A 26380-nucleotide genomic window follows, 5' to 3' on the forward strand; every position below is an offset into this window, starting at 1 on the left:
GCACGCTGGTCGGCGAGGCGACGTCCGGCCCGTAGCTCGTAGCCCGTAACCCGTTGGTCAGTCGTCGAGCGCGTCGAGCACCCGGCCCAGGTCCACGAACTTGAAGTTGGTGGAGGGGCGTTCAGTAGCACCCGGCGTGTCGTGGCCGTCCTGGACGACGAGCAGGCCGTGCGGGAACCGGCGGCCCAGCGGTTCGTTGAGCACCGCCGCACCGTCGCACTCCTGCGAACCGTCCAGCGTGGCGGAGGCCGCGCCGACGCGGAAGCCGCCCTCGTACTCGTTGCGGTCGGACAGTTCGCGGTCGTAGGCGGCGAAGGTGTCGTCGCCCTGGCTGGAGGCCAGCAGGTAGCCGTCGCCGTCCGCCTCACGCAGCAACGTCAGGCCCTCGACGTCGGCCGCCAGGCGCTCACCGCCGTAACCGGGGTCGGCGCCCGCCACGCACTCCTCGCTCTCCTCGTCGTACGTGCCGAGTACGCCGTACTCGCGCACCTTGTCCACCAGGTGCGGCGTGCCGGTCAGGTCGGCGCGCAGCCGCCAGATGCCGACGTCCTCCTGCCCGGCATACAGCGTGCCGTTGGCCGGGTCCACGACCATGCCCTCGACCTGCGGCAGTTCGCCCGGCTCGGCGCACGGGGACCAGTCGGTGCCGTTCGGCAGCCGGAAGCTGGCCGGCAGGTCGAGCGTGCGCACCGGGCGATAGCCGACCGTGCCGTCGGGGTTAGCGGTCAGTTCGAGGAGTCCGATGCGGGTCCGCTCGCGCTGGCTGACCAGTGCGTAGCCGCGGCCGGTGGCGGGGTCGGGACATGTCGCGAGGCCGTAGGTGGTGCGCTGCTCGTTGATCTCCTGCTGGGAGGCGGAGAAGACGGGCGGCGCCTTCGGGTCGGTCACGTCGACCAGCGGGCCACCGGCGTGGCGCGGGTCGACGCGGTAGACCCGCAGCCGGTCGTTGCCCCGGTCGCTGGTGACGGCCAGGTCCGCGCGGCCGGTCGACAGCCGCAGGCCGTGCACGAGGTCGACGTTGTTGAACCGGCCGGGGGCGTCGTCCGGGCCGGGCGGCGTGGGCGCCGGCACGGACTGCACCTCGCGCGCGTCCAGGTCGTACACGCGCAGCCCGCCCTCCTTCGCGGTGGCGATGACCAGGCTGCGGTCCGGGCCGGCGGCGTTGCGCCAGATGGCCGGGTCGTCGGCGTCGGCGTTGCCGCCCGCCTCGTCGTCGTGGAGCGCGGGGGTCTCCGCGACCGGGACGACCGAGGGGAGCCCGGCAGCGTGGGCGCCCGGGGCGGACACGGTCGCGGCGAGCGCCACGAGGGCGGCGGTGAGGGCGAGTCGGCCAAGGCGTGAGTGGGCTGCGCGGGTCTGAGCCATGGAGCGGAGTCCTTTCATGTCGCGAACATGACGAATCCACCTTCTGGTCGCACCGTGAAGCCTCGCGTCCGGTGAAGGGAGTTCAAGCTGGCCAGGACGTGAACGGCTGGCCTCCGCGAGCCGGTAGTCGGTACGGGACCGGCGCCAGCAGCCGGCTTCCCGAGCCCCGCCGGCCCGTGGGGGCGACCGGGGGGCGACGGGCACCGCCCGGAGCCCCGTTCCCGTCCGTTTGGTGTACGTGGCGTGTGTGGGGCTTGACCTGCGGACTTGGCGAGGCATGGGTTGGTAAGCCCGTCGCCCTCATCGTCAGCCCACTGTCTGGACTGTGCTTCGCCTACAGCCACTCGTCCCATGGGAACGGTGATGGCGGGTACGACGGGCCCGGAAGCATTTCGGGTTTCGGGAGTGTCCGGTCGCGGATGCGGAGAAGCTGACCGAGTGGCTGGCAAACAGCTCAGCAGACCCGGCACCGGTTAGGAAGCTCGGATATTGCGGCGCGCGGCGTCGAGGTAGTCGGTGATGGCTTGGTGGTTCTTGGTGAGACATTCGATTTTCTCGGCCATGCGATCGCGTTCACGTTCGAGCGTTGCGACCATGTCTGGCGTGACGTAGGGCATGTGGATCGTGCGGGGGGTGTTCAGGCAGGGCAGGATCTGCTTGATGATCCGTGTGGGTAGCCCGGCATCGAGCAGGCCCCGTACCTGGAGAACCCGGTCGACGACGTACTCCTCGTAGTCCCGGTATCCGTTGGGCAGTCGATTCGCCTCGATCAGTTCCTGCTCCTCGTAGTAGCGCAGCAACCTCATCGGAGTCCGGGTGCGCGTCGACAGCTCACCGATCCGCATATCCCTCTCCTCGCCCTCTGTGGCTGACGTTCTGTGACTCGGCGCACACCGAGTTGACCTTCACATTGATGTCACCCATCGATGGTGAGGTTATGACACGACCAGACACTCTGCTACCTCGCTCGACAACGAACGCCCGGCTCCCGCTGGCGGGTCTTCTGGCCTTGGCCACCACCGGGTTCATCACGCTCCTGACCGAGACGATGCCCGCCGGGGTGCTCCCCGAGATGAGTCGAGACCTGGGTGTCAGCGAGAGCACCGCCGGGCAGAGCGTGACCGTTTTCGCGATCGGGGCGATCCTTGCCGCGATCCCGCTCACCAAGGCGACGATCGGCTGGCCGCGCCGACACCTGCTGCTGGTGGCGATCGCGGGACTCGTGATCGCCAACACCGTCACCGCGCTTTCCGATAACTTCGCATTCACGCTAGTCGCCCGGTGCCTCGGCGGCATCGTCGGCGGATTGCTCTGGGCGCTGTTGGCCGGATACGCGGTACGGATGGTTCCCTCACATCAGCGCGGCAAGGCAATGGCGATCGCGATGGGGGGCGCAATCGTCGCCCTGTCCGTCGGAGTTCCTGCCGCGGCGTTTCTGGCCAAGCTCGTCGAGTGGCGATACGCGTTCGGGATCATGACCGTCCTCACGCTCGCGTTGATCGTGTGGGTCATCGCGGCGGTACCGAACTTCCCCGGACAACCCAAGGGCTCACGGCTCCCGCTCACCCGTACCCTTCGCATTCCCGGCGTAGCGCCCGTGCTCTTCGTGACCCTCACGTTCGTGCTCGCCCACAGCCTCCTCTACACCTACATCGCCTCGTTCCTCAAGCCGCTCGACATGGCAGGTCAAGTCGACGCCGTGCTGCTCACCTTCGGCCTGGTGTCGCTGGTAAGCATCTGGATCGCCGGAGCGCTCGTCCACCGGCGCCTGCGCCTCCTCATGATCATCGCGTGTGTGCTGTTCGCGACATGCGCGCTGCTGCTCGGCGTCTTCTCCGGCGTGCCCGCGCTCGTCTACGCCAGCGCGGAGCTCTGGGGGCTCGCGTTCGGCGGCACCTCCACCCTGTTGCAGACCGCGGTCGCCGAAGCAGCAGGCGACGCAGGCGATGTCGCCCAAGCACTCCTCACCACCGGATGGAACGTCGGAATCGCCGGTGGCGGCATCATCGGAGGCCTCGTCCTCAGCGGATGGGACGCGTCCTGGCTGAGTTGGGTCGCGCTCGCACTGCTCGTCCCCGCACTCGCCACTGTGCTCGCGGCACACCAATACGGGTTCACCAGGGGAGAACTCGGCAGCCGCTAGACCACCACTGCTCGCGACCCATGAAATGCCATGACTTCGAATGGGTCGGCCGCTGGCGAGGGCCTTCGCGAAGTGCGGGAACTCGCGCTTGGTGCGCAGGTAGCGGATGCACCCGTCAGCGCCGTGACGTTGCTCGGTGGTCAACGTGGCCTGATCCGAGCGGCACTGGCGCGCAGCCACTTGGCCTGGGCCGTCGGGCCGAAGCGCGGGATGTACTGGCCGCCGCGGCCGCCGGGCGCAGAGAGAAGATCAACGAAGGCCGCCAGGCCCCTGCTGGCGATCGACAGTACTCCTACCCTGCGGGTCCGCTAGTCGACTAGCGGACCGCTGACACGAAGCTGGGTACGCTAAGCCGACGGATTCACAGATCGCCGGCCCCCCCCGACCGCACCCGTCACCGGCCCGGCCTGCGCGTGCGGTGGCCAGCCCCCCACAGACCGGAACGGGGACGCGGCCGACGACGCGGGCCGTCCATCCGGGCCGCCGCGCCGCAGCCATCGGCCGCCCCGCTTCGCGACGGGCCCGCCGAATCCCCGAAAATCCCGAAACCCCGACGACAGGTGCCAGCCATGCCCTCCGTACCGCCCGAACCGACCACCCCGCCCGTACCACCCACGCCGACCACCCCGACCACGCCGTCCGGGGAAGCCCACAGCGCCGCGCGCCCTGGCGGTGCGGCCGCCGACCTCGCCGCCGTGTGGGCGGTGTTCACCGACATGTACGAGGCGTACCTGTCGGGCGACCGGGCCCGGATCGACATCCATCTCGACCCCGAGGCCACCATCTGGGACTCGGCCACACCGCAACTCCTGCTCGGCAAGCCGGATCTCGACCGCATACGCGCGGGGCGGCCCACCGCCGAGGGTGACGGTGGCGGCCCGGTCGAGGCCGGGCTGACCGCGTACGACCAGGTCATTGACGTCTTCGGGGAGTTGGCCGTGTGCCGGCACTGGGTGCGCGTCGACTACCACGACCGGCCGTCGGCGCTATTGCGCAACACCGCCGTGCTGCGGCGCGCCGACGGGCGCTGGCTCATCACGCACCTGCACGAGGACCAGCAGGCCGCCGGCTGACCGCACCGCCCACCGGCGCGGGGCACGGGCCCCGCGCGTCCCGTATGTCCCGTGCGCCCGTCGCGCGGGGCGGCCAAGCCCCGGGCTGGTCGCCCCCGTGCCGGCGCGGCCGCCGCCGGACGTCCGTACGAGCGTCCGGCGCGGGAGTGCGCGGCGCACGGGTGAGGCCCGGTCTGTTGTGCGGCGGGCACATGGTCGCGCCCCGGGGCACCTTCTAGCTTGCGGAGCAGGTTCCGCACTCAAGGAGGGTTCATGACCCGCTACCGCGTGTCCATGGACATCGGAGGAACGTTCACCGATGTCGTCACCTACGACGAGGAGACCGGCCGGTTCGCCGCGACCAAGGCGTCCACGACGCCGGACGACCTGAGCCGTGGCGTCCTGTCCGGGCTGGCGTCGGTCGTCGACTCCCCCGGCGACATCAGCTTCATGGTGCACGGCACCACCCAGGGGCTCAACGCCTTCCTGGAGCGGCGCGGCGTGCGCGTTCTGCTGCTCGCCACCGAGGGGGCCGAGGACACGTACCACATCGCCCGCGGCCCGCGGACGCGGTTGTACGACGTGCACTACCGCAAGCCGGAGCCGCTGGTCCCGCGTCGGGACGTGGTGGCGATCGGTGGGCGCCTCGCGCAGGACGGCTCGCAGGTGCGGCCGCTGGACGAGGAGGCCGTACGGCACGCCGCGCGTCGGGCGCGGCGCGAGGGACACGGCGCGATCGCCGTCGCCTTCCTGTTCAGCTACAAGAACCCGGCGCACGAGCTGCGGGCCCGGGAGATCGTCGCCGAGGAACTGGGCGAGGACTTCACGGTCTCGCTCTCGCACGAGGCGGCCAAGGAGTGGCGCGAGTACGAGCGCACCTCGTCCGCCGTGATCGAGAGCTACACCGGGCCCGTGGTCCGCCAGTACCTCAGCCGCCTGGAGGAGGAGCTGCGCCAAGGCGGGCTGGCCGTCCCGCTGCACGTCATGCAGTCCTCCGGCGGTGTGCTGACCGCACAGTCCGCGCGGCGGCGCCCGCTCCAGACGCTGCTGTCGGGCCCGGTCGGCGGGGCGATGAGCTCCCACGAACTGGCCCGGGTGACCGACCGGCCCAACCTCATCGGCGTCGACATGGGCGGCACCTCCTTCGACGTGTCGCTCATCGTGGACGGGGAGCCGGACGTCGCCGCCGAGGCCCGGCTCGAGGGCCTGCCGATGCTGATGAGCGTGGTCAACATTCACACCGTCGGGGCGGGCGGCGGGTCCGTCGCGTACGCCGAGGCGGGCGGGCTGCGGGTGGGCCCGCGCTCGGCGGGCGCGAGCCCGGGGCCCGCCTGCTACGGGCGGGGCGGCACCGAACCGACCGTCACCGACGCCAACCTGGTGCTCGGCCGGGTCGACCCGGAGGGCTTCGCCGCCGGCCGGATGACGCTGGACCAGGAGGCGGCGGTCAGCGCCGTCGACCGGCTCGCCGGCGAACTGGGCCTGGGCACCACCGCCATGGCCGAGGGCATCTGCGACGTCGCCAACTCCAAGATGGCGCAGGCCATCCGCACCATCACCGTCTCCCGTGGCATCGAGCCGCGCGACTTCAGCCTGGTCGCCTTCGGCGGCGCCGGCCCCATGCACGCGGTCTTCCTCGCCCGCGAACTGGGCATCGCCGAGACGATCGTGCCCCGGTTCCCCGGCGCGTTCTCGGCCTGGGGCATGCTCCAGACGCAGATCCGCAAGGACTTCTCGGAGCCGTACTTCTTCCTCGACGAGGACCTGGCCAGCGGCGACATGGCCGCCAGGCTCGCCGCGATGGAGGAGGAGGGCCTGGCCTCGCTGGCCGGTGAGGGTGTCGTCGCGGACCAGCGCACCGTCCAGCACGCCGTGGACATCCGCTACGCGGCCCAGGAGTACACCCTCACCGTGCCGCTCACCGACGCGGCCGAGCCCCGGCGGGAGGACTTCCGGGCGGTGATGGCCGAGCGCTTCGCCGCGATGCACCACAGCCGCTACGGGCACGCCAACCCCGGGGCGCCGATCGAGTTCGTCACCCTGCGCAGCACCGCCCTCGGCGACCTGGGCCGCGCTGAGCCCGAGCCGCTGGAGAAGGCCGACGGACCTGACTTCCCGCACCGCACCCGCCCGGTCGTCTTCGGCGGCCGGGAGACCGAGTCCATCGTCGTGCACCGCGACGACCTGCGGGCGGGGCACCGCTTCGAGGGGCCGGCGGTCATCGTCGAGGCCACCGCCACCAGCGTCGTGCCGCCCGGGTACGACGTGAGCGTGGACGAGATCGGCTCACTGATCATCCGAGTGAAGGGCAAGTGATGACCACCACCACGGCAGTCGACCCGGTAACCGTCGAGATCATCCGCAGCGCGCTCAACTCGGCGGCGGAGGACATGAACGCGACGCTCATCCGCTCCGCGTACACGCCCATCATCTACGAGTGCGGCGACTGCGTGGTCGCGCTCCTCGACGCCCAGCACCAGGTGCTCGGACAGTCGGCGGGGCTGCCCATCTTCCTCGGCAACCTGGAGACCTGCACGCTGGCCACCGAGGAGCGCTTCGGGCGGGAGGTGTGGCAGCCGGGGGACGTGTGGATCCTCAACGACAGCTACCTGGGCGGCACCCACCTCAACGACGTCACCATCTTCGGGCCGGTCTTCCACGACGACCGCCTGATCGGCTTCACGGCCTCCCGGGCGCACTGGATCGACGTGGGGTCCAAGGACCCCGGCGGCTCGATGGACTCGGTCAACATCTTCCAGGAGGGGCTGCGGCTGGGCCCGCAGAAGCTGGTGTCGGGAGGCGAGTTCGTCCGCGAGATCATCGACACGATCAGCACCAACGTCCGCTTCCCGTACCCCACCACGGGCGACATGCACGCGATGATCGCCTGCATCCAGATGGGCTCGGCCAGGCTGACGGAGATCGTGGACCGATTCGGCCTGGACACCCTGGAGGGCGCCAGCGCCGAGATCTTCCGGCAGACCGAGGTGCTGGAGCGCGAGGTGGTCGCCGCCATCCCGGACGGCGTGTACACGGCCGACGGCGTGCTGGACAACGACGGCGTCGACCTGGCGACACCGGTGCCGATCAGGCTGCGGATCACGGTCGCCGGCGACACCATCGACTTCGACGTCACCGACTCGGCCGACCAGACGACCGGGCCCGTCAACTGCGGCGTCTCGCAGGCGGTCTCGGCCCTGCGGGTCGGCTACAAGCTGCTGGTGAGCCCGGACGTGCCGGGCAACGGCGGCTCGTTCCGCACCATGACCACCCAGGTGCGGGAGGGCTCGGTACTCGGCGCCAAGGCCCCCGCCGCCTGCCAGTGGTACTTCTCCCACCTCGGGCTGCTCATCGACATGGTCGGCCGCGCGCTGGCGCCGGCCGTGCCCGAGCGCGTCGCGGCGGCCAGCCACGGCGACTCGATGATCGTGCTGCTCGCGGGCTTCGACCCGCGCGTGGCCCGGGAGTACGTCAGCCTGGAGGCCACGCTCGGCGGTTGGGGGGCCTGGCGGGGCTCGGACGGCGAGAGCGCGCTCATCAACAACGTCAACGGCTCGCTCAAGGACGTGCCGATCGAGGTCTTCGAGACCCGCTACCCGTTCCGCGTCACCTCCTACGGCATGCGCCCGGACAGCGGTGGCGCCGGCCGGTGGCGCGGCGGCAACGGCGTCGTCCGCGAGTACGAGGCGCTGGCCGACTGCACCGTGTCGCTGTGGTTCGAGCGCTCCCGGCAGCCCGCCTGGGGCCTGTTCGGCGGCGCCGACGCGGTCGGCCCCGACGTCGTCATCAACCCGGGCCGCCCCGACGAGCGCCGGCTGCTCAAGGCCAACGGCCTGAAGCTGGCCCAGGGCGACGTCGTACGGTGCGCCACCGGCGGCGGAGGCGGCTTCGGCGACCCGGCCGAGCGGGACGCGGAGGCGGTACGCGCCGACGTCGCCGACCGGTACGTCAGCCCGGAGGCGGCGCTGCGCCAGTACGGCGTCGGCGACTGACACCGCGTCGAGCCCGCGCGGGGCGGACGCCCGGGGCGGCGGGACCGCCGTCGGGCGCCCGCCCCGCGTCGCCCTGCCCCGCCTCGGCGTCGCGCCAACCGTTCGGCCGGCTACGTGCTCCGGCCCGGCCCGGTGTCGGGCGGTGGCGCGTCCGGCTGTCGGGCCTCGCCCGGCCTGCCGGCCGCCAGCGCGTGGCACAGCACGTGCACGGCGAGCCGGCTGGCCGGGTCGTCGTACGCCAGGCCGACCTCCTGGGCCCGCTTCAACCGGGCCAGCACCGTGTTGCGGTGCACCCCGAGCCGCGTCGCGGCCCGGTTGAGCGAGCCGCCGTGGTCAAGCACGGCCAGCACGGTCCGTACGATCTGCTCCCGGTCGCGGACGTCGGCCAGGGCCGGGAACACCAGGTCGGCGACGGACACCAGGTGGTCCACCGGCAACGCGGCCAGCGCGGCGGCCACCCCCGACGCGCCGAACTCCCGTACCCCGCCCGGCCCGTCGGCCGCCGCGGCGCCCGCGGCCAACCGGGCCTCGCGCAGCGAGCGCAGCAGCCCGGCGGCCCCCGGCAGCGGTGAGCCGACGCCGACCACGGCGCCGTGCTCGCGGGCGACGTCGCCGACGAGGGCGCGCAGCCGCTTGGGCGGGCCGCCGCCCGGCGTGTCACGCGGCTGGTTCCACCAGCTCAGCCAGCCGCCCTGGTCGGCGACGAGCGGCAGGTCCGGCAGGCGATCGGCCCACGCCGCCCGCACCATCGTGGTCCGCTCCGGTGCCGGCGGGTCCTGGGCACCGGAGGGGTCGGCGATCCACAACGCCGTGTTGACCCCTTCGACGCGCCACCCCAGTTCGCTGGTCCACACCGGCGGCTCCCGGTCGGGCGGAGGCCGCGTACCGGCGGCCGGTGGCGCCCCGTCCGCCGCCCGTCCGTGCTCGACGCTCTCCCGCAGCAGCCCGAAGGCCGCCTGCTCCCGGGCGGTGCGCCGGGCCGTCTCGATGCGCCGGCGGGCCGAGGCCGCCAGCAGCGGGGCCCGTGCCAGCCGCAGCAGCGTGGGCACGTACTCGGCGTAGCCGTCCGACGGCTCGGGCACGGCGGCCACCAACTCGGCCCAGCGCCGCCCGGCCGGCCCGGGAACGTCCACCCGTACGTCGGTCAGGCCACGGCCGGGCCGCAGGGCGGCGGCGCGGCCGGCGACGAGGCCGCCGTCCACGAGCAGGGCCACCGGAACGCCCGCCAACTCCGCGTTCAGCACGCCCAGCACGCCGCGCACCGTGGACTCGCGCGCCAGCAGTTCGGCGCAGGCGGCCACCCGGCGGGCGCGTTCCGCCTCGGGCCGCGCCACCTCGGCGGCCAGGGCGAGCGCCACCTCCACCGGGTCCCGGTCGACGGCGAGCACGGTGATGCCCAGCCGCCGCGCCAACAGCGCGGCGGAGCGGCTCAGCGCGACCCGCGGGGTGACCACCGCCGCGGCGTGGCGCTCCCAGGCCATGTGCAGGGCGCTGGCCAGCGACCAGCCGCCGCTCGCCGCCTCGCCGTGCAGCACCACCACGGTGTTCGGCGCCAGCTCGCGCAGCCTCGGCAGCTCCCCGGCCAGCACCAGGTGTTCCACCGGGCCGCCGCCGTCGGCCAGGAACACCTCCTCGGCGTCGCGCAGCGCCCCGACGGTCAGCATCTCGGCCACCGTGAGCCTGGCCGGCGGGCCGGTCGGGTGCGCCCTCACCGGGCCACCCGGGGGTGCTCGACCGGCAGGCCGAAGGCGCGCGGGCCCGCCAGCGCGAGCCCCGCCGGGGAGTACCAGACCGGCGCGGCCGGCATCACCAACACCTCCACCACCTCACCACCGCCCAGGCTGTCCAGGCCGACGACGCCGCCCCGTACGGCATCCAGCAAGCAGATCACGTCCGGTACGGCCGCCGTCAGCGCTCCGTCGGCGAGGACCAGCAGGATGTCGTTCTGCAACTCCAGTTGGAGCAACCTCCCCGCGCCGCCGGACTCGGCCACCAGCACCGTCGAGGCGTGTGCGGGCTGGGCCCATTCCATCGGCCGGGTGAGCTGCTCGACCTCGACCACCCGGCCCCGCCCCACGCTGCGGCAGCCGGTGACGGCCGACAACCGGCTGACCGTCCGGTCCACCGGGCCCCCCGCGCGCAGGACACGCCCCGCGGCCAGCAGCCGGGACACCGTGCCGTGCAGGCCGGCGCCGCGCAGTTCGGCGGCGTCGCACGGGTAGCTGGCGGTCGCCGCCCAGCCGCCCATCAGGTGGACCTGGGCCCGCAGCATCGTCTCCACCCGGTCGGCGGACGCGGCCTCCACGGTCAGGCTCTCGCCGGCCGGCCCCGCCGCGCACACCGGGCCGACCGGAAGGCCCGCCAGGTGCAGCGAGGTGTACTGCACCAGCGGGAAGACCCGCCCCATGCCGTCGCTGTCGATCAGCGGCAGCCCGCGCAGACAGGCCGCCACCAGCGGCGTCAGGGCGTTGAGGGCTGCGGCGGCGAGCGGGAAGACGGCCTCCACCCGCTGGCCGAGCCGCCGCTCAAGCCCGCTGAGAGCCGTGGTGAACTCGTCCCCGACGGGCGGCAGTTCGGCCAGCGCCGTGCCCGAACCGACCAGGCCGAGCGCGGCGCACCGGGTGTCGGGCGGCAGGGCCTCGGCACGCACCAGCGGGACGGGGCCGTGTTCGGCCAGCAGCGCGGTCACCCACTCCCGCAGGCCCTCGGCGCCGTCGTCGCCGAAGGCGGGGGCGTAGAACTGCGCGCCCGCCCACAGCGTGGACACGTCTTCGGCGCCGATGGCCCGCACCGGCTCCACGCCGCGCGCCGTCACTCGGACCTCCGAGGACGCCGGCCGGCGGGCGCGCCCCCGGCGGCCCGCGCACCGCGACCCTCGCCCGCCTCGCGCCCCTCCCCCACATCGCGGGCCGCTGGCGCCTCACCGGCCGGACGCGAGGCCACCACCGCGTCGGCACCGTCGCTGGACTCGCCCCCGGCCGGCCCGCCGGCAACCCGCTCGCCGTCGGCGCCGGCCCCCGCTGGTTCACCGTCCCTGGCGGCGGCTTCGCCAGCGGTCCACGGCTCGGCCTCGCCGACGGCCCGCAGGTGGACCCGTATCGTGCCGGCCGGGCTGAACGGCAGCGCGACCACGGTGGTTTCCACCAGCCGCGCGCTTCCCGGCGCCGCGCCCTGCGCGGTGACCATCGCGATGGTGCGCTGCTCCGCGTCCCGCCGCACCGCCGCCAACTCGCGGGCATCCTTGACCTGTACGACCTCGTCGACCCAGGCCATGGGTGGACACAGCGCGGTTCCGATCAGCGCCAGGTCGGCCGGTGGCGACAACGACACCCGGTCGTCGCGGCACGCCACCCGGTGGCCGCCGCTCGTTCCGCCACCGGCGTCGCAGACCGGCCCGGGCGCGGCGACGGGGCCGGCGGCCGGGGCGGGGTGCGCGGGATGCCCGTCCCCGGCGGCGACCACCACCGTCGGCGGCTCGCCGCCGTCACCGGCACCGGCCTCAGCACCATCACCGTTACCGGCATCGGCATCCGCGCTGTCGGCAGCGCCGCCGCCGATCCCGTCCAGGGCCGTGCCCTTCGCGGAGAGGATCGCCATCGGCACCGAGAGGCGCACGCCCCAGCCCGGAACCCGTCCCGGCCGCACCAGCGGTACCCCGTTGCGGACCTCGCCGAGCAGCGCGCCCTCCGACCCCGGCAGCAGCACCCGGCACCGCTCAAGCCCCGCCAGGCGCGCCGCGCCCAACAGCGCCGCGGCCTCGGCCGCGCCCACGGCCACGACCGGCAGCGTCCGCGCCCTGGCCAGCGGGGTACGGCCGCCGTCCCCGCGCGCGACGCCGTGCTGGGCCCGTGGCACGACCCGGCCGGCGGCGGCCTCGCAGGCGCCGAGCACCTCCTCGGCGACGTCGGCGAGCGCCGCGTTCAGCACGGCCGACGCCTCCCGGCCCGCCAGGTCCTGGCCGCCGAACTCGTGGGAGAGCGAGATCCGCAGGCCCGGGGCGGCCGCCAACAGCCGTTCACCCACCGCCCGTTCGTGGGCCGGCGCGGCCAGCGATCCGCAGGCGGCGACGGCGACGGCGCGCACACCGCTCGCGGCCAGCTCGTCCGCGAGCTCCCCGACCCGCGCGTCGTCCAGCGCGGCCAGCTCGCGCCCCAGCAGGTCGTGACCGCCCGGCAGGGTGACCGAACGCGCCACCAGCCCGGCGATCGGCGCAGACGGGTGCCGGGCCAGGGCGGGGTGCCGGGCCGGCCGGGGCGCGATCCGCACCGCGACCACCGGAACGGTACGCGCGGCGCCCTCACCCGCCCCCTGCTCCGGCCCGTCGGCCGGCTCCCGCACCGCCGCCAGCAGGGCGGGCCCGACGTCGAAGGTGACATGCCGTACGGCCGCGGCGTGCGCGCCGCACACCTCGGCCAACACCCGGGTCAGGACCGTCCGCCCGCGCCCGGGAGCCCGCGCGGCGGCGAGCACCCGGGAGCCGCTCAGCAGCACGGCGGAACACCCGTCGGGCCCCCACCTGACTCCCACTCGCATGCCGCCGCGCGCCGCCTCTCCCTGCCCGTTTCCGTTGCCTCCCCGTCCCGCCCGGTGCGGGCGATCGTACCTTTCGATACGGGGCTGACCTGGTACGCCGCGATGGCGGTCGCCCGCGACCGGGCCCGCGTGAGCCGGGTGGGCCCGGCCCACCCCCGCGTCAGTGGACGGGCCGCCAGTGCTCCAGCGCGTCGTCCAGCAGCGGCGCCTTCGGGTCGTCCCAGACGAGGCATCCCCACACTAGGCCGGGCACGTCCGGGCCCATGGCGTCGGCCGGCCCCTCGGTGAGCGTGCGGTGCACGGCGTCGAGGTAGCCGGCGATCGACGGGTAGTCGGGCTGGTCGAAGGCCAGGTCGTCGGGGAGCGACCAGGAGCCGACGCCGGCCCCGCCCACGTAGTGCCCGGACTCGGGGCCCGCCTCGTCGCGGGTCAGCCACGGCACCACCGGGGCGCCCCACACGTCGCGACGGCCGACCTCGGGCAGCCGTGGCCCGAGCGCCTCCGCCGGACCGAGCAGAACCCCACCCGGCAGGAACGCCCCCGAGCCGACCTCGCCTTCCTCCTCGTTGGCCTCGATGTACTGGTGCTCCACACCACCACACAGCCGCCACAACGCGGCCAGCTCCGTGGGAAGCCCGAAGTTCGCGTGCCGCCTCAGTCGGGCGTCGGCGGCCTCGATGGCCCGCTCCGGGGCGGGCGGGAGCAGCGACGCGTACGAGAGCGGGGCGTGCTCCTTCAGCCAGGCGGTCAGACGGCCCCAGGCCGCCGCAGTGTTCTGGTGGTTGCTCATCCCGTCAGTCATCCCGGCATCCTCCCCCACGCCCGCTCGACGAGGGCGGGTCAGCCCGGGCGCCCCGTCACCGGCCTGGAGCCAGCCGGGGGTCGAGCAGGTCGATGACCTCATCCACGGCACCGAGCTTCCGGGACTGGTCGGTGGTGATGGTGTGTCCGCGATGCGTGAGCCGGTACACGTACCGGTCGCCGCCGATGTCGCTGACGCTGCGCCGCGGCAGGTCGGCGCACTCCACCTCGCGCAGCAGGGCCCGCAGTCGGCTCAGTTCCTGGCCGGTGAGCCGGTCCTGGCCGCCGCTGGCGCCCTGGTGCTCGGTACGCAGGGTGCCGTCGTCGTACACGGTGACCTGGTCCCAGCGGCCCGCGTAACCGCCCTCCCGGTGCAGGGAGACCAGGCCACCGAAGGCGGCGGGCTCGTCCGCCAGGGCGCCGCAACCGCTGGCCGAGACCGTGAGCAGCGCGGTGGCGATCAGAACGAAGAGCCAACGGAAGGGCGCGCTTCCGGTCACGCGGGCGATGGGTCGTCTCACGACAGCTCCTCAACCATGTGGTCCAGCGCGTCCGACACCGCGTCACCGCCCGGGTGGGGGCGCCCTTCGGGCCGTGTCCGCTGCGGGGTGGTGCGTCGTCCGCATCGTACGGTCCTGCCGCGGCGCGGGCTAAGCGGCGCGGCGGCACGGTTGGCGTGCAGGCGTGCCGATCGCCGCACTGCCGTCACCAGACGGGGCGCAGGGGCGGGATCGAGTCGCCGGCCATGATGCGGATGATGGCCGCGAGTTCGGCGCGCGGTACCCGCAGGCCCACCTCGTCGAGCCGGTCGGCCAGTTGCGCTTCCTGCTCGTGCAGGATTCTTCCGGCCACCGTCAGGTGCTCCCGCGCCTTCGCCGTCAGCACGACGAGCTTGCGCCGCCCGCCGGCGGGGTGCGGCTGGCGCTCGACGTACCCCCGCCTCTCCAGGTCGTCGATGATCTGGCCGGTGGCCAGGCCGTGGTGCCGGGCAGCGACGAGAAGATCCCCCTGGGCCCGTTGAGCGCACCGCCCCGGCCAGGTCGCACGGTGCGACGGCGCCGGCCCACGCGGCCGGCGCCCACGCCGGCCGTCAGGTGTCGTCGGTGGTCGTCGGCATGCCCGAGGCGCGGGCGATGTTCTCCACTTCCTGCCGGTCGAGGACGCGCTGGCGCTGCTGGGCGTCGAGGCGGTCGCGCATGGCGCGCAGGCGTTCCGGGTCCGCGGCGACGTCGGGGGGCACCAACGACATGGCGCCCTTGGCGTGTTCGCCGTCCCCGAGCTGGGCCACCACGTGGTCGGCGCGGTCCTCGTGGCCTGGTTCGAGCGCTCCGATCAACCCCATGAGGTTGAGCAACTCCTGCTGCATGGCCTGGGTGAACAGTTCCTTCTCCGGGCCGTCCAGACTGAGCCGGATGGTGCCGCCGCCGTGCTCGGCCCACATCCGGATCACCTGCATGAGGAGGTCGAACTGTTCCTTGGGCATGCGGGCGCGGAGCGTGTCCACGTAGAGCCGGTAGCGCGCCAACGCCACCTCGTGCGGGTCCTCCTGGTCCGCCACGACCGTCCCTCCTTCCGGCACCGTACGGGGTTCCGCGCCTCCGGGCCCCGGGCCGATGCCGTCCTCGACGTCTCCCGACCGTACGGCACGGCGCGCGGCCCCGGTGCGGATTCGGTGGATTCGGGAGGATCGGGGGAACCGGGGGTAATCAGCCACCGGGACCTCGGGAGGGCGCCGGGCACTCGGGGGGCGCCGGGCGGGCCCCGGTGCGAGGGCCCGCCGTGGCTCGGGGTAGGTCAGCCGTCCGTGTCGAGCAGGGCGTAGGCGCGTACCGGGAAGGTGCCCATGCCCTCGACGGGCGGCGGCACGGCGTGGAAGCGGAAGCCGCGCGGGGGCAGGTGTTCCAGGCCGCGCAGGTGCTCCACGACGGGGATGCCGGCCGCGAGCAGCGCGGTGTGCGCGGGGCGGGCGCCGTCGTCCGTGTCGTCGATGTTGAGGGAGTCGATGCCGACGAGGGCGGCCCCCTGTTCGACCAGCCAGTCGGCGGCCGCGGCGGTCAGGAACGGGTGGCCGCTCCCGTACGCCTCGGTGCCCCAGTGCCGCGCCCAGCCGGTGTGGACCAGCACGGCCCGGCCGGCGACGTCGTACGGCAGCAGCGTCTCGCGGTCCAGCGCACGTCCTTCGTGGCCCACCACCCGCACGACCACCCCGTCCAGGTCGGCCAGCTTCTCCAGCGGCAGGCCGGCGAGGTCGGTCCCGTCGGGGAAGCGGTGGAACGGGCTGTCGAGGTAGGTGCCGGTGTTGGAGACCATCGTGATGCGGCCGATGGCGAACTCGGTTCCCGGCGCGTAGTGGTCGCGCGAGGCCCGCCGCGAGAGGTGGTCGCCGATCTCGGGGCCCGGCAGGCCGGGGTAGGTGGTCATGCCGTGCCGCACGGTGTGGCTGAGTTCCACGAACCGGCGGTCCGCAGCCCCGCGCCCTCCCGTGATCCCGCGCGCGTCGGCCGCGCTCCGCAGCCCCCGGTGCGCCTGACGCACCGCCTCGCGCCCGCTGATCCGCACCTCGGCCACCATGAGGAGGCCGAGTTCGCGGACGAACAGGTCAGCCAGTTCCCGGTCGTCGATGTCCGGCGCTGGGACGTCCAGCAGGAAGCCCCGTGTCTGGAGACCGCCTTCGTTACTGAAGGTCACCTCCGCGTCGAACCGTATTCGCCACTGCTCAGCGCTCTCGTCCATGATCCGATCCTCCGTGCGGGACGGCCCGTGGACAAGCGTGTTTCCGATACCCGCCACCGCGCCGGCCGGGTCCGAGCCGGTGGGCGCGGCGGCGCCCACCGGCTCGGCTCCCCCGCCTCAGCGCCGGCCCGTCCAGAGTTCGCGCGCGTCCGCGGCGGGGTCCTCGCACACGGCGGGCGCGGAGCCACCCAGGAGCATGACCGACCGCCGCGCGCCGTACACGGGCCAGGATGGCGCCGCTTCCTCGCTGGTCACGGCGTCGGGGCGGCCGGTGCGGGCGAAGGAGGTCCAGGCCGCGCGCATCCGGTCGGAGAGGTCGCGCGGGGCGTCGGGCCCGACGAGCGGGTCGTCGAGGTTGCCGAAGACGAAGCCGATCTCCGCCATGTGGCACGCCCCCAGGACGCCGTCCATGGCGGGGGACGGCCGGGTGAACTCGTACACGAAGGTCTCCGCTCCCGAGGCGGCGCGCGCCTCGGCGACGCGGACGGCGGGGACGCGGTAGGCGTGGTCGGTCATGACGGCCGAGAACAGGTCACCGGGGCAGGCCCCGGGGCGCGCGGCGGCGTAGACAGCGCGGGCGTGGTCGGGGTCGAGGCCGAAACCGGCGAGGAAGCCGTGCAGTACCTCGTCCGTGATGCGCGGCGTGATCCCCAGCGGGACGAGGAAGAGCCGGAACTCGTCGGAGGTCGTTCCGGTGAGCACGTCGATGTCGCGGCCCGCGCCGGCGGCGATGGCGTCGATCGCACGCTCGGGGAGGGTCGCCCCGTCCACCACGGGCAGCACGGTGGTGCCGCCGCCCGCCGACTCGCCCCACCGCGCCGGGTCCGTGTCCTGCGCGATCTCCCGGCTCAGGGCGGCGTCGGCGGCGACGAGCCGCTCGGGCGGAACGGCCGCCAGCGCCTCGCGCGTCGGCGCCACGCCGGCCAGGGCGGCGAGCCGCTCGGTGACGCGCCGGGCGATGTGTTCCGGGTGGCTGTGGTGGCCGGCGCCGCTCTGCGTGATCACGCGGCGGAACAGCCCGCGGGCCCGGGGCATGGCCAGGAGCGCGGTGATGCTGATGGCGCCGGCGGACTGGCCGAAGACGGTGACGTTGTCGGGGTCGCCGCCGAAGCCGGCGATGTTGTCCCGGACCCATTCCAGCGCGGCGATCTGGTCCAGCAGACCCAGGTTGCTCGTGCCGTCGGGCAGCAGCAGGAACCCCTCGGCGCCGAGCCGGTAGTTGAGGGTGACGCAGACGACGCCGTCCGCGGCGAGCCGCGCCCCGTCGTAGCTGGGCAGCGAGCCGGCGCCGTTGCGGAACGCGCCGCCGTGGACCCAGACCATGACCGGCAGCCCGCCCTCGGCCCGGCCCGGGGACGGCGTCCACACGTTGAGGCTCAGACAGTCCTCGCCCACCTCCCCCGGCTCCCCCAGCAGGTCGACCAGCGCGGGATGGTAGCCGGGTTGGGGCGCGGACGGGCCGGGGGCGAACGCGTCGCGCACGCCCGACCACGGTTCGGGTGGCTGCGGCGGTAGCAGCCGGCGCGGCCCGAACGGCGGCGCCGCGTACGGGATGCCCGCGAAAGCCGCGACCCCTCCCTTCCGGCGTCCGCGTACCGAGCCTGCGGTGGTGGGGATGACGTACATACGGCCCTCACGGAGGAGACTGGTCTGTCTCCGCCATCCTCACCACGCGCTCACCGACGGGCAACGCATTTACGCCGCTGACCAGGGCACATGCCCGGGCGCCCGGCCGTACGCCGGAGTGTGGGCCGGCACGTGGGCCGAAGGGCCCGCGGGCCGGCCCCGCGACCGCGCGGCCCCGTGCGCGCGGTCGCGGGGGGCCGCGCGGCGGCGCTCAGCCGTCCGAGCCGGGCGTGGCGCCGCCGCGAAGCCGGCGCTCGGGTCAGCCGTCCTTGCCCATGGCCTTGCGTACGGCGTCCTTCGTGCGGTCCATCAGTGCCGCGACGGGCCCGAGGGCCATGTTGGCCGCTCTGGACTCGACGCCGGGGTGCGGGCGGGTCGGGGCCATGGCCTCGGCCGCCTTGACGCCCTTGGCCATGGAGGCCAGGCGCGCGGTGTCGGCACTGCGGCGGATGTGGGTGAACTCGTACCGCTCCTCGGCCCTGGCGTGGGTCTGAACGCTCTCGCGGAGCGCGCGCAGCCGGGGGAGGAACCCCGGGTCCTCGGTGTCCAGGTCCTCCAGGGCCGCCAGGCTCTCCTTGGCCTTGTGCTCCTCGGCCAGGCGCTCGTCGACGACCTCCTCGGCGCCGGGAAACGCGCGGCGGGCGAAGGGGTGGACCACCTCCTCCTCAGCCGTCTCGTGCACGGCGAGCAGGCGTACCAGGCGCCGGAAGGCGTCCTTGCGGTCCTCCCCGGTCGACGCCTCGACCTCGTCGAAGAGGTTGCGGATGTCGCCGTGCTGACGCATGAGGAGCGTGACCACGTCGGTGTCGGCGGCGTTGTCGTCGCCGGCGTGCGGTGTGTGGGTGTGTGACATGGCGGGATCGCCCCTCACTGGTTCTCGGGCAGTGCGGCGACCGGGTGCTCACCCTCGGTCTCCAGGCGGTACTGGCGGCCGAACATCTCCTGGTGCTGGTCCATGACCCGGTCGCTCGGCGCGGCCTCGCCCCCGTGGATCTGTGCCTGCATCTCCTCGAACCGTTCGTGTGCCTCACGGACGTACCCGGCGCCCAGGGTGGTGAGGTCGATCTGGGTGGCGAGCAGTTCCCGGAGGTATCCCTTGTTCGGCTCGAAGGTGAGCACGTTGGGCAGCTCGGGGGCCAGCACCTCGGCCGGGTCGCGGTTGTCGTGGCGACGCATCAGGTCGCAGGCGATGTGCAGGTGCTCCAGTTCCATGTTCAGGTGCAGCTCCCACAGCGCCTTGACCTTCGGGTCGCTCTCCTGCTCCATGAAGGAGTAGTACAGGTAGCACTCGTTGTACTCGTGGTTGACGAGCTGCTCCCACCACGTCTCCCCCGGGTCGACCAGCGACTCGTAGTGCGTGACGTGCTCCTCCTCGATGAGCCCGATCTCCTGGTAGAGCTGTCGGGCGATCGGCTCCATGTAGGTGGGGCCGGTGTTCATGTAGAAGTTCATCGTCTGCTGCTCGGCGGAGAGGATCGTCAGCGCGTGCAGCTTGGAGAGCGGGTCGGTGCGCGTGCGGTCGTAGGGGTCGCGGACGTTGTCCACCGGGTTGCGGTGGTGGAGCCGGGTGGGACGGCCCGGCATGACCTCCGTGAGGCCGTCGACGATCGCCTCCGCCTTGCGGTGCTCGATCATCTCGTACAGGTTCGCGTACCGGTACAGGTGGTCGAAATCCTCCAGCACGCCGAACTGGTACGCCTGCTTCAGGTACGGGTCGGGCTCCATCCGTGCCACCCAGGCCGTCAGGTCCACGGCCACCTGTTCGTAGGCGATCGTCGTCTCCAGCACCGACGACACCCCGGGGAGCAGCCAGTTGACCGCCTTCTGCTGCTGTGCCTCGACGTAGCGCGTCCGTGCCAGTTGCCGCTTGACCTCGGGGTCCTTCGTGTGGCGGGCCAACTGGTGGCTGAACATGATGGCCTCGACCTCGATGCCGTTCATGGTGATGACGCGGCAGCGGGTGTACGGGTCACAGTGGTCCGGGTCGATCGGTTCGACGTTCAGCTCGCGCCAACTCCTGACCTGGCGATCCAGCGGGATTCCTCGATGCTCCAACGGGTTGAACGACACCTGGATCTCCTCGTGGTGTGGGGCGGAATCTCCGAAGTACCCGCGAACGCCCGGCGGAACCGGCGGAGTGTGGGGACGCCGGGCCATCCTCGGCCTGGCCGACCCCCCGGGCTCGCTGCCATGCCCTCGGACCACGTCGACGTCACTCGACCGGCCCGCACCCCCGCCTGGCCGGGTCACCCGGTCGTGCGGCCTGACGCCGCTGGCCCGCCCCGTCGCGGCGCGGGGCGGCACGGGGCGGGCCAGCGGCGGCTGGTGGGTGGTTACCGGGTCACCACGTGGCGCTTGTTGGGGACGCAGTGGGTCATGGTGAGTCCGGACACGTCGCGCGGCGGGTTGTCACCCAGCCGGCTCAGGCGTTCGCGGTCCTCGTCCGTCAGGCTCTGGCCGGGCAGCGGTTCCAGGTGGGTCACGTCGGAGGGCCCGATGCCCAGGCCCTTGCCGACCCGCAGGCCGAGGTCGTTCTCGACCAATAGGAAGTGCCAGACCATGCGTTCCTGCACCCGGCGGTCGCACTGGGAGATGAGGTTGACGAAGTTGGTGACCAGGTCGTCGCGCTCCCAGTCCTCCAGCAACAGGTAGCGCTGGCCGGCCTGCTGGTAGTCGTTGGTGAGCGCGATGCGCTTGCGGGTCAGCCGGCCCCTGATCTCCGGCCCCTGGTCGTCGTGGGTCGGGTACTGGCCCTCGTGCAACCCACCGGTGATCGACGGCTCGTAGTTGACCTCGGGGTTCGCGTTGGCCGCGCGGTTGTCGTAGGCCATGAACCCGTCCCGCTGGTTGGTGCGCACCTCCGCGTTCTTGGCCTGGTTGACCGGCAGTTGCAGGTAGTTGGGGCCGACGCGGTAGCGCTGGGTGTCGCTGTAGGAGAACGTCCGCCCGACGAGCATCTTGTCGTCGGAGAAGTCGAGGCCGTCGACGAGGACGCCGGTACCGAAGGCGATCTGCTCGTTCTCCGCGTAGTAGTTGTCGACCGTGCGGTCGAGCACCAGCCGGCCGACGGGCTTGGGCGGGAAGAGCTGCTCGGGCCAGGTCTTGGTGTCGTCCAGCGGGTCGAAGTCCAGCTCGGGGTGGTCGCCGTCGGCCATGATCTGCACGAGCAGTTCCCACTCGGGGTACTCGCCCCGGCCGATGGCCTCGTACAGGTCCTTCGTCGCGTGGCCCAGCTCACCCGCCTGGACGTTCGCCGCGTCCTCCTCGGTCATGCTGCGCACGCCCTGCTTGGGCATCCAGTGGTACTTGACCAGAACGGTCTGGCCCTCGGCGTCGACCCACTTGTAGGTGTTCACCCCGAAGCCCTGCATGTGCCGGTAGTCCGCCGGGATGCCGCGCGGGCTGAACAGGTTGACCAGCATGTGCATGCACTCCGGCGTCTGCGACATGAAGTCGAAGATGCGGGCGGGCTTCTGCTCGTGGGAGACCGGGTCGGGCTTGAGGGCGTGGATGACGTCGGGGAACTTCACGGCGTCCCGGATGAAGAAGACCCCGAGGTTGTTGCCGACCAGGTCCCAGTTGCCGTCCTCGGTGTAGAACTTCACGGCGAAGCCGCGCGGGTCGCGGGCCGCCTCCGACGAGTCGCGACCGCCGATGACCGTGGAGAACCGCACGGCCACGTCGGTGCGCTTGCCGCGCTCCTGGAACAGCTTGGCCCGGGTGTACTGGCTGATCGGCTCGTCACCCCAGGCCCCGTACGCCTCGAAGTAGCCGTAGGAGGTGACGCCCCGGGCGTGCACGACGCGCTCCGGGATGCGCTCCCGGTCGAAGTGGCTGATCTTCTCCAGGAAGTGGTAGTTCTCCAGGGTGGCCGGGCCGCGGGCGCCCACCGTGCGCTGGTTCTGGTTGTCGTAGATCGGATGGCCCTGCCGGTCGGTGAGTACCGTCTGGGGGTCGTCCTCGGGTGAACCCAAGCTGGAAACGTCGGTCATGCCTTTGGCTCCTCGGCGAGTGTCCGTGCGCCCGTACGCCCGCGTGCCGGGAGGCGTACGGGCAGGGTGGTTCCGTTCCAGTACCCACTTCGTCCGCGATGGCGCAGCGGAGGTGAGCCCGCGCGCCTGCCCGCGCGCGCAGGAGGCCGGCACCCGGCCCTGGGCTTACCGCAAGGCTGCGCCAGCGGGCCGGGGTCCGCATTCCGGGGACACGCCGCCGATGGCCCGACCGGGGGGGCGGGCGGAGGTAGCCGCGAGGCGGGCGGAGGGCGGAGCCGGCGGGCGCGAGCGCTGGGGGCCGTGCGACCCGGGCACGGGGGTACGGGCCGGACGCGGCCGGCGAAACGGGCCGCCACCTGCGCTCACGGCGGGTGGCGGCTGGCACGGCGGGTGGCCGCGCGCGGGGCGTCGGCGGGCGCAGGGGGCGCGGTCGCGGCGCCCCGGCGTCGGCCCGGCCGCGCGGCTGCGTACGGCGCGACGGCGTGGGCCGCGTGCCGCAATCGGGTCACGACGGTGGCACCGGACGCGGAGTGAGGCCGGTGACCGGGGTACCCGGGGGTGGCCGGACGCGCCGACCGAGGCATCCGGAAGCGCCGGCCGAAGCACCCGAAGCCAACGAAGGGACTGTCCATGGGAGAGACGAGAGGTCGGGAACCCGCGGCGGCGCTCGCCGTCGCGCACGGTGCCTTCAACGTCGTGGGGGGACTGTGGCCACTGCTGCACCTGCGCAGCTTCGAACGGGTCTTCGGGCCGAAACACGACCGGTGGCTCCAGCGGACGACGGGCGGCCTGCTGGTCTCGACCGGCCTCGCCCAGTTGGCGGCGGCCTCGGCGCCGCAAGGCGCGGCCCACGCCCGCCGCGTCGGACTCGGCACGGCCCTGACGCTGCTGGCCATCGACCTCGTCTACGTACCGAAGGGGCGCATCCGGCCGACGTACCTGTGGGACGCCGCCATGGAGGCCGGGTGGATCACCGCCTGGCTCCGCACCCGCCCCGTGGGCCGCGACAGCGCCGGTTGACCACCGCCCGCACGGGACACCCCCGATGAAGAACGACACCTTCCGATGGAGGCCGATCATGAGCGACCAGATCCCGTCCCAGGCAGAGGGCGAACGGCAGGACGACATCACGCCACCCGACGACCCGAACGCGCCCGACGGCCACAACGTCGCCCGGACGACGCCCTCGCAGGCCGAGGGCGAGGACCCCGACGCGGAGGACTCCCCGGAGGACGACGGCCGCACCGATCCGTGAGCGGCCCCGCCACGCGACGACGCGCGCCGCGTGCCCCGACAGCCCGGGACGGCTGGCCGTGGCTTGTGCCCGTACAGCGCGGTCTGCGGCGTTTATCCCCTAACCGGCGAGGGCACCCGACGGCCGGAGGTGGTCGTGGTGCCGGAACCCGGAAGCAAGAAGTACGACACCCGGCGGGCGAGGCTGCGCAAGGACGCGGAGCGGTCGGGGATCTCCGACCAGGACGCCAACGAGGCGGCCAACGAGACCCTGCGACAGGACCCCGAGTACCGCAGCCGTGGCCCGCGCACCGAGCGGGGCCGGGGCCCCAAGGGCGAACGCCCCAAGGACACCGGCTGACGCGCCCGCCAACGGCGCCGCGCGTCCCCGTGTAGGCCGGCGTCCGCGCGCCACGGATGGCACGCGGACGCCGGCCTCATGCCGCGGCGGGCCGCGCCGTCGGGCGCGGCCCGCGCCGGTCTCAGCGTGAGAGGCCGGCGCCCGGCCGGGTGCGGGTCCGGGCCTTGGCCGCGCCGGCGCGCTCGCGCTCGCCGGCGTCCCCGGCGTCCCCGTCGCCGCCGGACGGGCGGGAGGTGGACATGCCGCGCGCCTGGAGCTCCACCGCGAGGGGGGCCGCGGTGAACATCGAGGAGTACGTGCCGACGGCCACGCCGATCAACAGCGCGAGGGCGAAGTCGGTCAGCGAGTCGCCACCCACCAGGGCGAGCGTGGCCAGGATGCACATGGCGCCCATGCCGGTGTTGACGGTGCGCGGCACCGTCTGGACCAGCGCGGTGTTGGTCGTGCGCGCGTACGGCTGCTCCGGGTGGCTGGCCTGGAGCTGCCTGACCCGGTCGAAGATCACGACGGAGTCGTTCACCGAGTAGCCGATCACCGTCAGCAGCGCGGCCAGGAAGACCCCGTCGATGGGCTTGCCCATCCAGGCGAAGGCGCCCACCACGATGAGCGCGTCGTGCACCATCGCCACCACGGCCGAGACGCCGAGGGCGAAGCGGAACCGGACGGCGAGGTAGAGCAACTGGGCCCCCACCGCCACCGCGAGCGCGATCAGGGCCCCGCGCCGCAGCTCCTCGCCCATGCTGGGCCCGATGAGTTCGTCGCGGACCTTCTCCACCTCGCCCCCCGCGAGATCGCCGATCGCCTCGCCCACCCGCGCTTCCTCGGCGTTCGACATCCCACCGGTACGCACCGTCAGCTCGCCGTCGCCCGACGCCTGCACGACGGCGCGCGGGAAGCCGGCGTCCGCCACCGCGTCGCGGGCCCGGTCCACGTCCACGGGCTTGGTGGTCGCGTACTCCACGAGCCGGCCCCCGGTGAACTCCACGCCGAAGTCGAGGCCGCGCACCAGGATGCCCGCCGTGGCCAGCACCATGGCCACGGCCGAGGCGGCGAGCCAGCGCCGCCGGCGACCCATCAGGTCCGGGTCGCGCCGGGTGAGGCGGGTGCGGACCGCGCCGATGTGGGCGATCCCGGTGATGCCCGGCCGCCGTCGCACCGCGCGCCGGGCCACCGCGAGGTCGGCCAGCGCGCGGGTGATCACCAGTGCGCTGACCATGGAGGCCAGGACGCCGATGCCCAGCGTCACGCCGAAGCCACGGACCGGGCCCGAGGCGAAGAGGAACAGCAGCGCGGCCGCGATGAGTGTGGTGATGTTGGAGTCGGCGATGGCGCTCAGCGCCTCGCGGAAGCCGGCCGCCAGCGCGGAGCGCGGGGTCTTCCGCTGCCGTGTCGCGGTCGCGTACTCCTCGCGGGCGCGTTCGAAGACCAGCACGTTGGCGTCCACGGCCATGCCGATCGCCAGCACGAACCCGGCGAGCCCGGGCAGCGTGAGCGTGGCGCCCAACCCGACCAGGGCGGCGTAGGAGATGACTCCGTAGCAGGCCAGGGCGATGACCGCCAGGCCGCCCAGGAGGCGGTAGACCGCCATGATGAACAGGCCGGTCAGGGCGGTGCCGATGATGGCGGCCTGAGCGCTCGCCTCGATGGCGGCGGCCCCCAGTGTGGGGCCGACGGTGCGCTGTTCGACGGCCTCGACCGGCACCGGCAGGGCGCCGCCGTTGATGAGCAGGGCGAGTTCGCGGGCCTCCTTGCGGTCGAAGTCGCCGGTGATCTGGGTCGAGCCGCCCGCGATGCCCTTGCCGCACTGGACACCGGGGTCCACCTGCGGGGACGAGATGACCTCGTCGTCCAACACGATCGCCACCCGGCGGACGGGGTCACCCGGAGCGGCGCAGGCGGCCTCGCCGGTCAGGTCGGCCCACTTGCCCTTGCCTCCCTTGTGGAAGTCGACGCTGACGAACCAGCCGAGCCCCTGCTGCGGTTCGATGCGCGCCTCCGCCTCGGCGACCTCGCCCCCGTTCAGCGACGACGGCCCCAGCCGCAGCGGCCTGCCCTCCTCGTCGGGCAACACGAGTTCACCCTTGTCTGACTTGTCGGGCTTACCCGCCTTGCCGCCCTCGTTGTCCTTGCCTCCCCCCTTCTCCTTGTTCGCCTCGTCCGTGGCGCCGGGTGGCGCCTCGCCGAGCACGGGGTGGAAGGCGAGTTGGGCGGTGCGGCCCAGGACGTCGGCGGCCTCGCGCGGGTCCTGAACGCCGGGCAGCTCGACGATGATGCGTTGATCGCCGGAGCGGGTGAGGGTGGGCTCGGTGATGCCGAGCGCGTCCACCCGGCGGCGCAGCACCTCCAGCGTTCGGTCGGTGGCCTCGGAGTCGGCCGTTGCGGTGGGTGTGTCACGGGTTTCGAGCACGATCTGCGTGCCACCCCGTAGGTCGAGGCCGAGACGGGCGGGCACGGTCACGGCGACGTAGAGCGACAAGGCGACGATGGCGAGGGCGAGCAGGGCCCGCACCCGCATGGAGCGCGTCAAAGGATGCCTCCGGCAGGCATGC

Annotated in this window: 21 protein-coding genes and 1 pseudogene; 7 read left to right on the forward strand and 15 right to left on the reverse strand. The window is 73.4% G+C overall.

The window, feature by feature from the left end:
* Positions 1-57 precede the first annotated feature (57 nt).
* Both OYE22_RS03030 and OYE22_RS03035 read right to left on the reverse strand, forming a co-directional pair.
* The gene (locus OYE22_RS03030; RefSeq protein WP_277318947.1) at positions 58-1365 is read right to left on the reverse strand and encodes a phytase; all 1308 of its coding nucleotides are present in this window, start codon (positions 1363-1365) and stop codon (positions 58-60) included.
* Positions 1366-1838: 473 nt separating this feature from the next.
* Positions 1839-2210, reverse strand: coding sequence for a MerR family transcriptional regulator (locus OYE22_RS03035; RefSeq protein WP_277318948.1), 372 nt, complete (start codon positions 2208-2210; stop codon positions 1839-1841).
* A 164-nt stretch (positions 2211-2374) separates the two neighbouring features.
* Here OYE22_RS03035 and OYE22_RS03040 point away from each other — a divergent pair, with 164 nt between their 5' ends.
* From OYE22_RS03040 to OYE22_RS03055, 4 genes are all read left to right on the forward strand, one after another.
* Positions 2375-3508 (forward strand): MFS transporter, encoded by a 1134-nt coding sequence (locus OYE22_RS03040; protein WP_277318949.1) that lies wholly within the window; start codon positions 2375-2377, stop codon positions 3506-3508.
* 569 nt (positions 3509-4077) lie between these two features.
* Positions 4078-4581, forward strand: a complete 504-nt coding sequence (locus tag OYE22_RS03045; RefSeq protein WP_277318950.1) for a nuclear transport factor 2 family protein — start codon at positions 4078-4080, stop codon at positions 4579-4581.
* Positions 4582-4833: 252 nt separating this feature from the next.
* Positions 4834-6876 carry a hydantoinase/oxoprolinase family protein gene (locus OYE22_RS03050; protein ID WP_277318951.1) on the forward strand — a complete coding sequence of 681 codons (2043 nt, stop codon included), beginning with the start codon at positions 4834-4836 and terminating at the stop codon, positions 6874-6876.
* Positions 6876-8552, forward strand: coding sequence for a hydantoinase B/oxoprolinase family protein (locus OYE22_RS03055; RefSeq protein ID WP_277318952.1), 1677 nt, complete (start codon positions 6876-6878; stop codon positions 8550-8552). Before OYE22_RS03050 ends, OYE22_RS03055 begins: the two co-directional genes overlap by 1 nt.
* A gap of 110 nt (positions 8553-8662) precedes the next feature.
* On the opposite strand, the gene OYE22_RS03060 is transcribed toward OYE22_RS03055, so the two are convergent.
* The 12 genes and pseudogenes from OYE22_RS03060 to OYE22_RS03115 all read right to left on the reverse strand — a co-directional run bounded on the left by OYE22_RS03060 (position 8663) and on the right by OYE22_RS03115 (position 22237).
* Complete coding sequence (locus OYE22_RS03060; RefSeq protein ID WP_277318953.1) at positions 8663-10264, reverse strand: helix-turn-helix domain-containing protein; 1602 nt, start codon at positions 10262-10264, stop codon at positions 8663-8665.
* Positions 10261-11367, reverse strand: a complete 1107-nt coding sequence (locus tag OYE22_RS03065; RefSeq protein WP_277318954.1) for a DUF917 domain-containing protein — start codon at positions 11365-11367, stop codon at positions 10261-10263. The genes OYE22_RS03060 and OYE22_RS03065 overlap by 4 nt, the downstream gene beginning before the upstream one ends.
* Positions 11364-13043: a hydantoinase/oxoprolinase N-terminal domain-containing protein gene (locus OYE22_RS03070; RefSeq protein WP_277318955.1), complete on the reverse strand. Its 1680-nt coding sequence runs from the start codon at positions 13041-13043 to the stop codon at positions 11364-11366. Before OYE22_RS03070 ends, OYE22_RS03065 begins: the two co-directional genes overlap by 4 nt.
* A 202-nt stretch (positions 13044-13245) precedes the next feature.
* On the reverse strand, positions 13246-13887 hold the full coding sequence (locus OYE22_RS03075; protein WP_277318956.1) for a hypothetical protein: 642 nt from the start codon (positions 13885-13887) through the stop codon (positions 13246-13248).
* 55 nt (positions 13888-13942) lie between these two features.
* Positions 13943-14407 carry a hypothetical protein gene (locus OYE22_RS03080; RefSeq protein ID WP_277318957.1) on the reverse strand — a complete coding sequence of 155 codons (465 nt, stop codon included), beginning with the start codon at positions 14405-14407 and terminating at the stop codon, positions 13943-13945.
* A 184-nt stretch (positions 14408-14591) separates the two neighbouring features.
* Positions 14592-14858, reverse strand: a pseudogene (locus OYE22_RS03085) (winged helix DNA-binding protein); the annotation flags it as partial.
* 118 nt (positions 14859-14976) lie between these two features.
* Positions 14977-15444: a hypothetical protein gene (locus OYE22_RS03090; RefSeq protein ID WP_277318958.1), complete on the reverse strand. Its 468-nt coding sequence runs from the start codon at positions 15442-15444 to the stop codon at positions 14977-14979.
* A gap of 236 nt (positions 15445-15680) precedes the next feature.
* Positions 15681-16619 carry a cyclase family protein gene (locus tag OYE22_RS03095; RefSeq protein WP_277318959.1) on the reverse strand — a complete coding sequence of 313 codons (939 nt, stop codon included), beginning with the start codon at positions 16617-16619 and terminating at the stop codon, positions 15681-15683.
* Positions 16620-16736: 117 nt separating this feature from the next.
* The gene (locus OYE22_RS03100; RefSeq protein ID WP_277318960.1) at positions 16737-18245 is read right to left on the reverse strand and encodes a carboxylesterase family protein; all 1509 of its coding nucleotides are present in this window, start codon (positions 18243-18245) and stop codon (positions 16737-16739) included.
* A gap of 259 nt (positions 18246-18504) precedes the next feature.
* Complete coding sequence (locus tag OYE22_RS03105) at positions 18505-19098, reverse strand: hemerythrin domain-containing protein (protein ID WP_277318961.1); 594 nt, start codon at positions 19096-19098, stop codon at positions 18505-18507.
* Between the two features lie 14 nt (positions 19099-19112).
* Positions 19113-20315 carry a hypothetical protein gene (locus OYE22_RS03110; protein WP_277318962.1) on the reverse strand — a complete coding sequence of 401 codons (1203 nt, stop codon included), beginning with the start codon at positions 20313-20315 and terminating at the stop codon, positions 19113-19115.
* A 263-nt stretch (positions 20316-20578) separates the two neighbouring features.
* Positions 20579-22237 (reverse strand): catalase, encoded by a 1659-nt coding sequence (locus tag OYE22_RS03115; RefSeq protein WP_277318963.1) that lies wholly within the window; start codon positions 22235-22237, stop codon positions 20579-20581.
* Positions 22238-22867: 630 nt separating this feature from the next.
* Here OYE22_RS03115 and OYE22_RS03120 point away from each other — a divergent pair.
* The 3 genes from OYE22_RS03120 to OYE22_RS03130 all read left to right on the forward strand — a co-directional run bounded on the left by OYE22_RS03120 (position 22868) and on the right by OYE22_RS03130 (position 23831).
* On the forward strand, positions 22868-23257 hold the full coding sequence (locus tag OYE22_RS03120; RefSeq protein ID WP_277318964.1) for a hypothetical protein: 390 nt from the start codon (positions 22868-22870) through the stop codon (positions 23255-23257).
* Between the two features lie 58 nt (positions 23258-23315).
* A complete protein-coding gene (locus OYE22_RS03125; protein WP_277318965.1) occupies positions 23316-23492 on the forward strand; it encodes a hypothetical protein in 177 nt (58 codons plus the stop codon).
* Between the two features lie 138 nt (positions 23493-23630).
* Positions 23631-23831, forward strand: a complete 201-nt coding sequence (locus tag OYE22_RS03130; RefSeq protein ID WP_277318966.1) for a hypothetical protein — start codon at positions 23631-23633, stop codon at positions 23829-23831.
* A gap of 121 nt (positions 23832-23952) precedes the next feature.
* Here the strand turns inward: OYE22_RS03130 and secD are convergent, their stop codons facing one another.
* The gene (gene secD, locus OYE22_RS03135) at positions 23953-26346 is read right to left on the reverse strand and encodes a protein translocase subunit SecD (RefSeq protein ID WP_277323960.1); all 2394 of its coding nucleotides are present in this window, start codon (positions 26344-26346) and stop codon (positions 23953-23955) included.
* Between the last annotated feature and the right edge of the window lie 34 nt (positions 26347-26380).

The organism is Streptomyces sp. 71268 (genome assembly GCF_029392895.1).
Classification (GTDB): domain Bacteria; phylum Actinomycetota; class Actinomycetes; order Streptomycetales; family Streptomycetaceae; genus Streptomyces.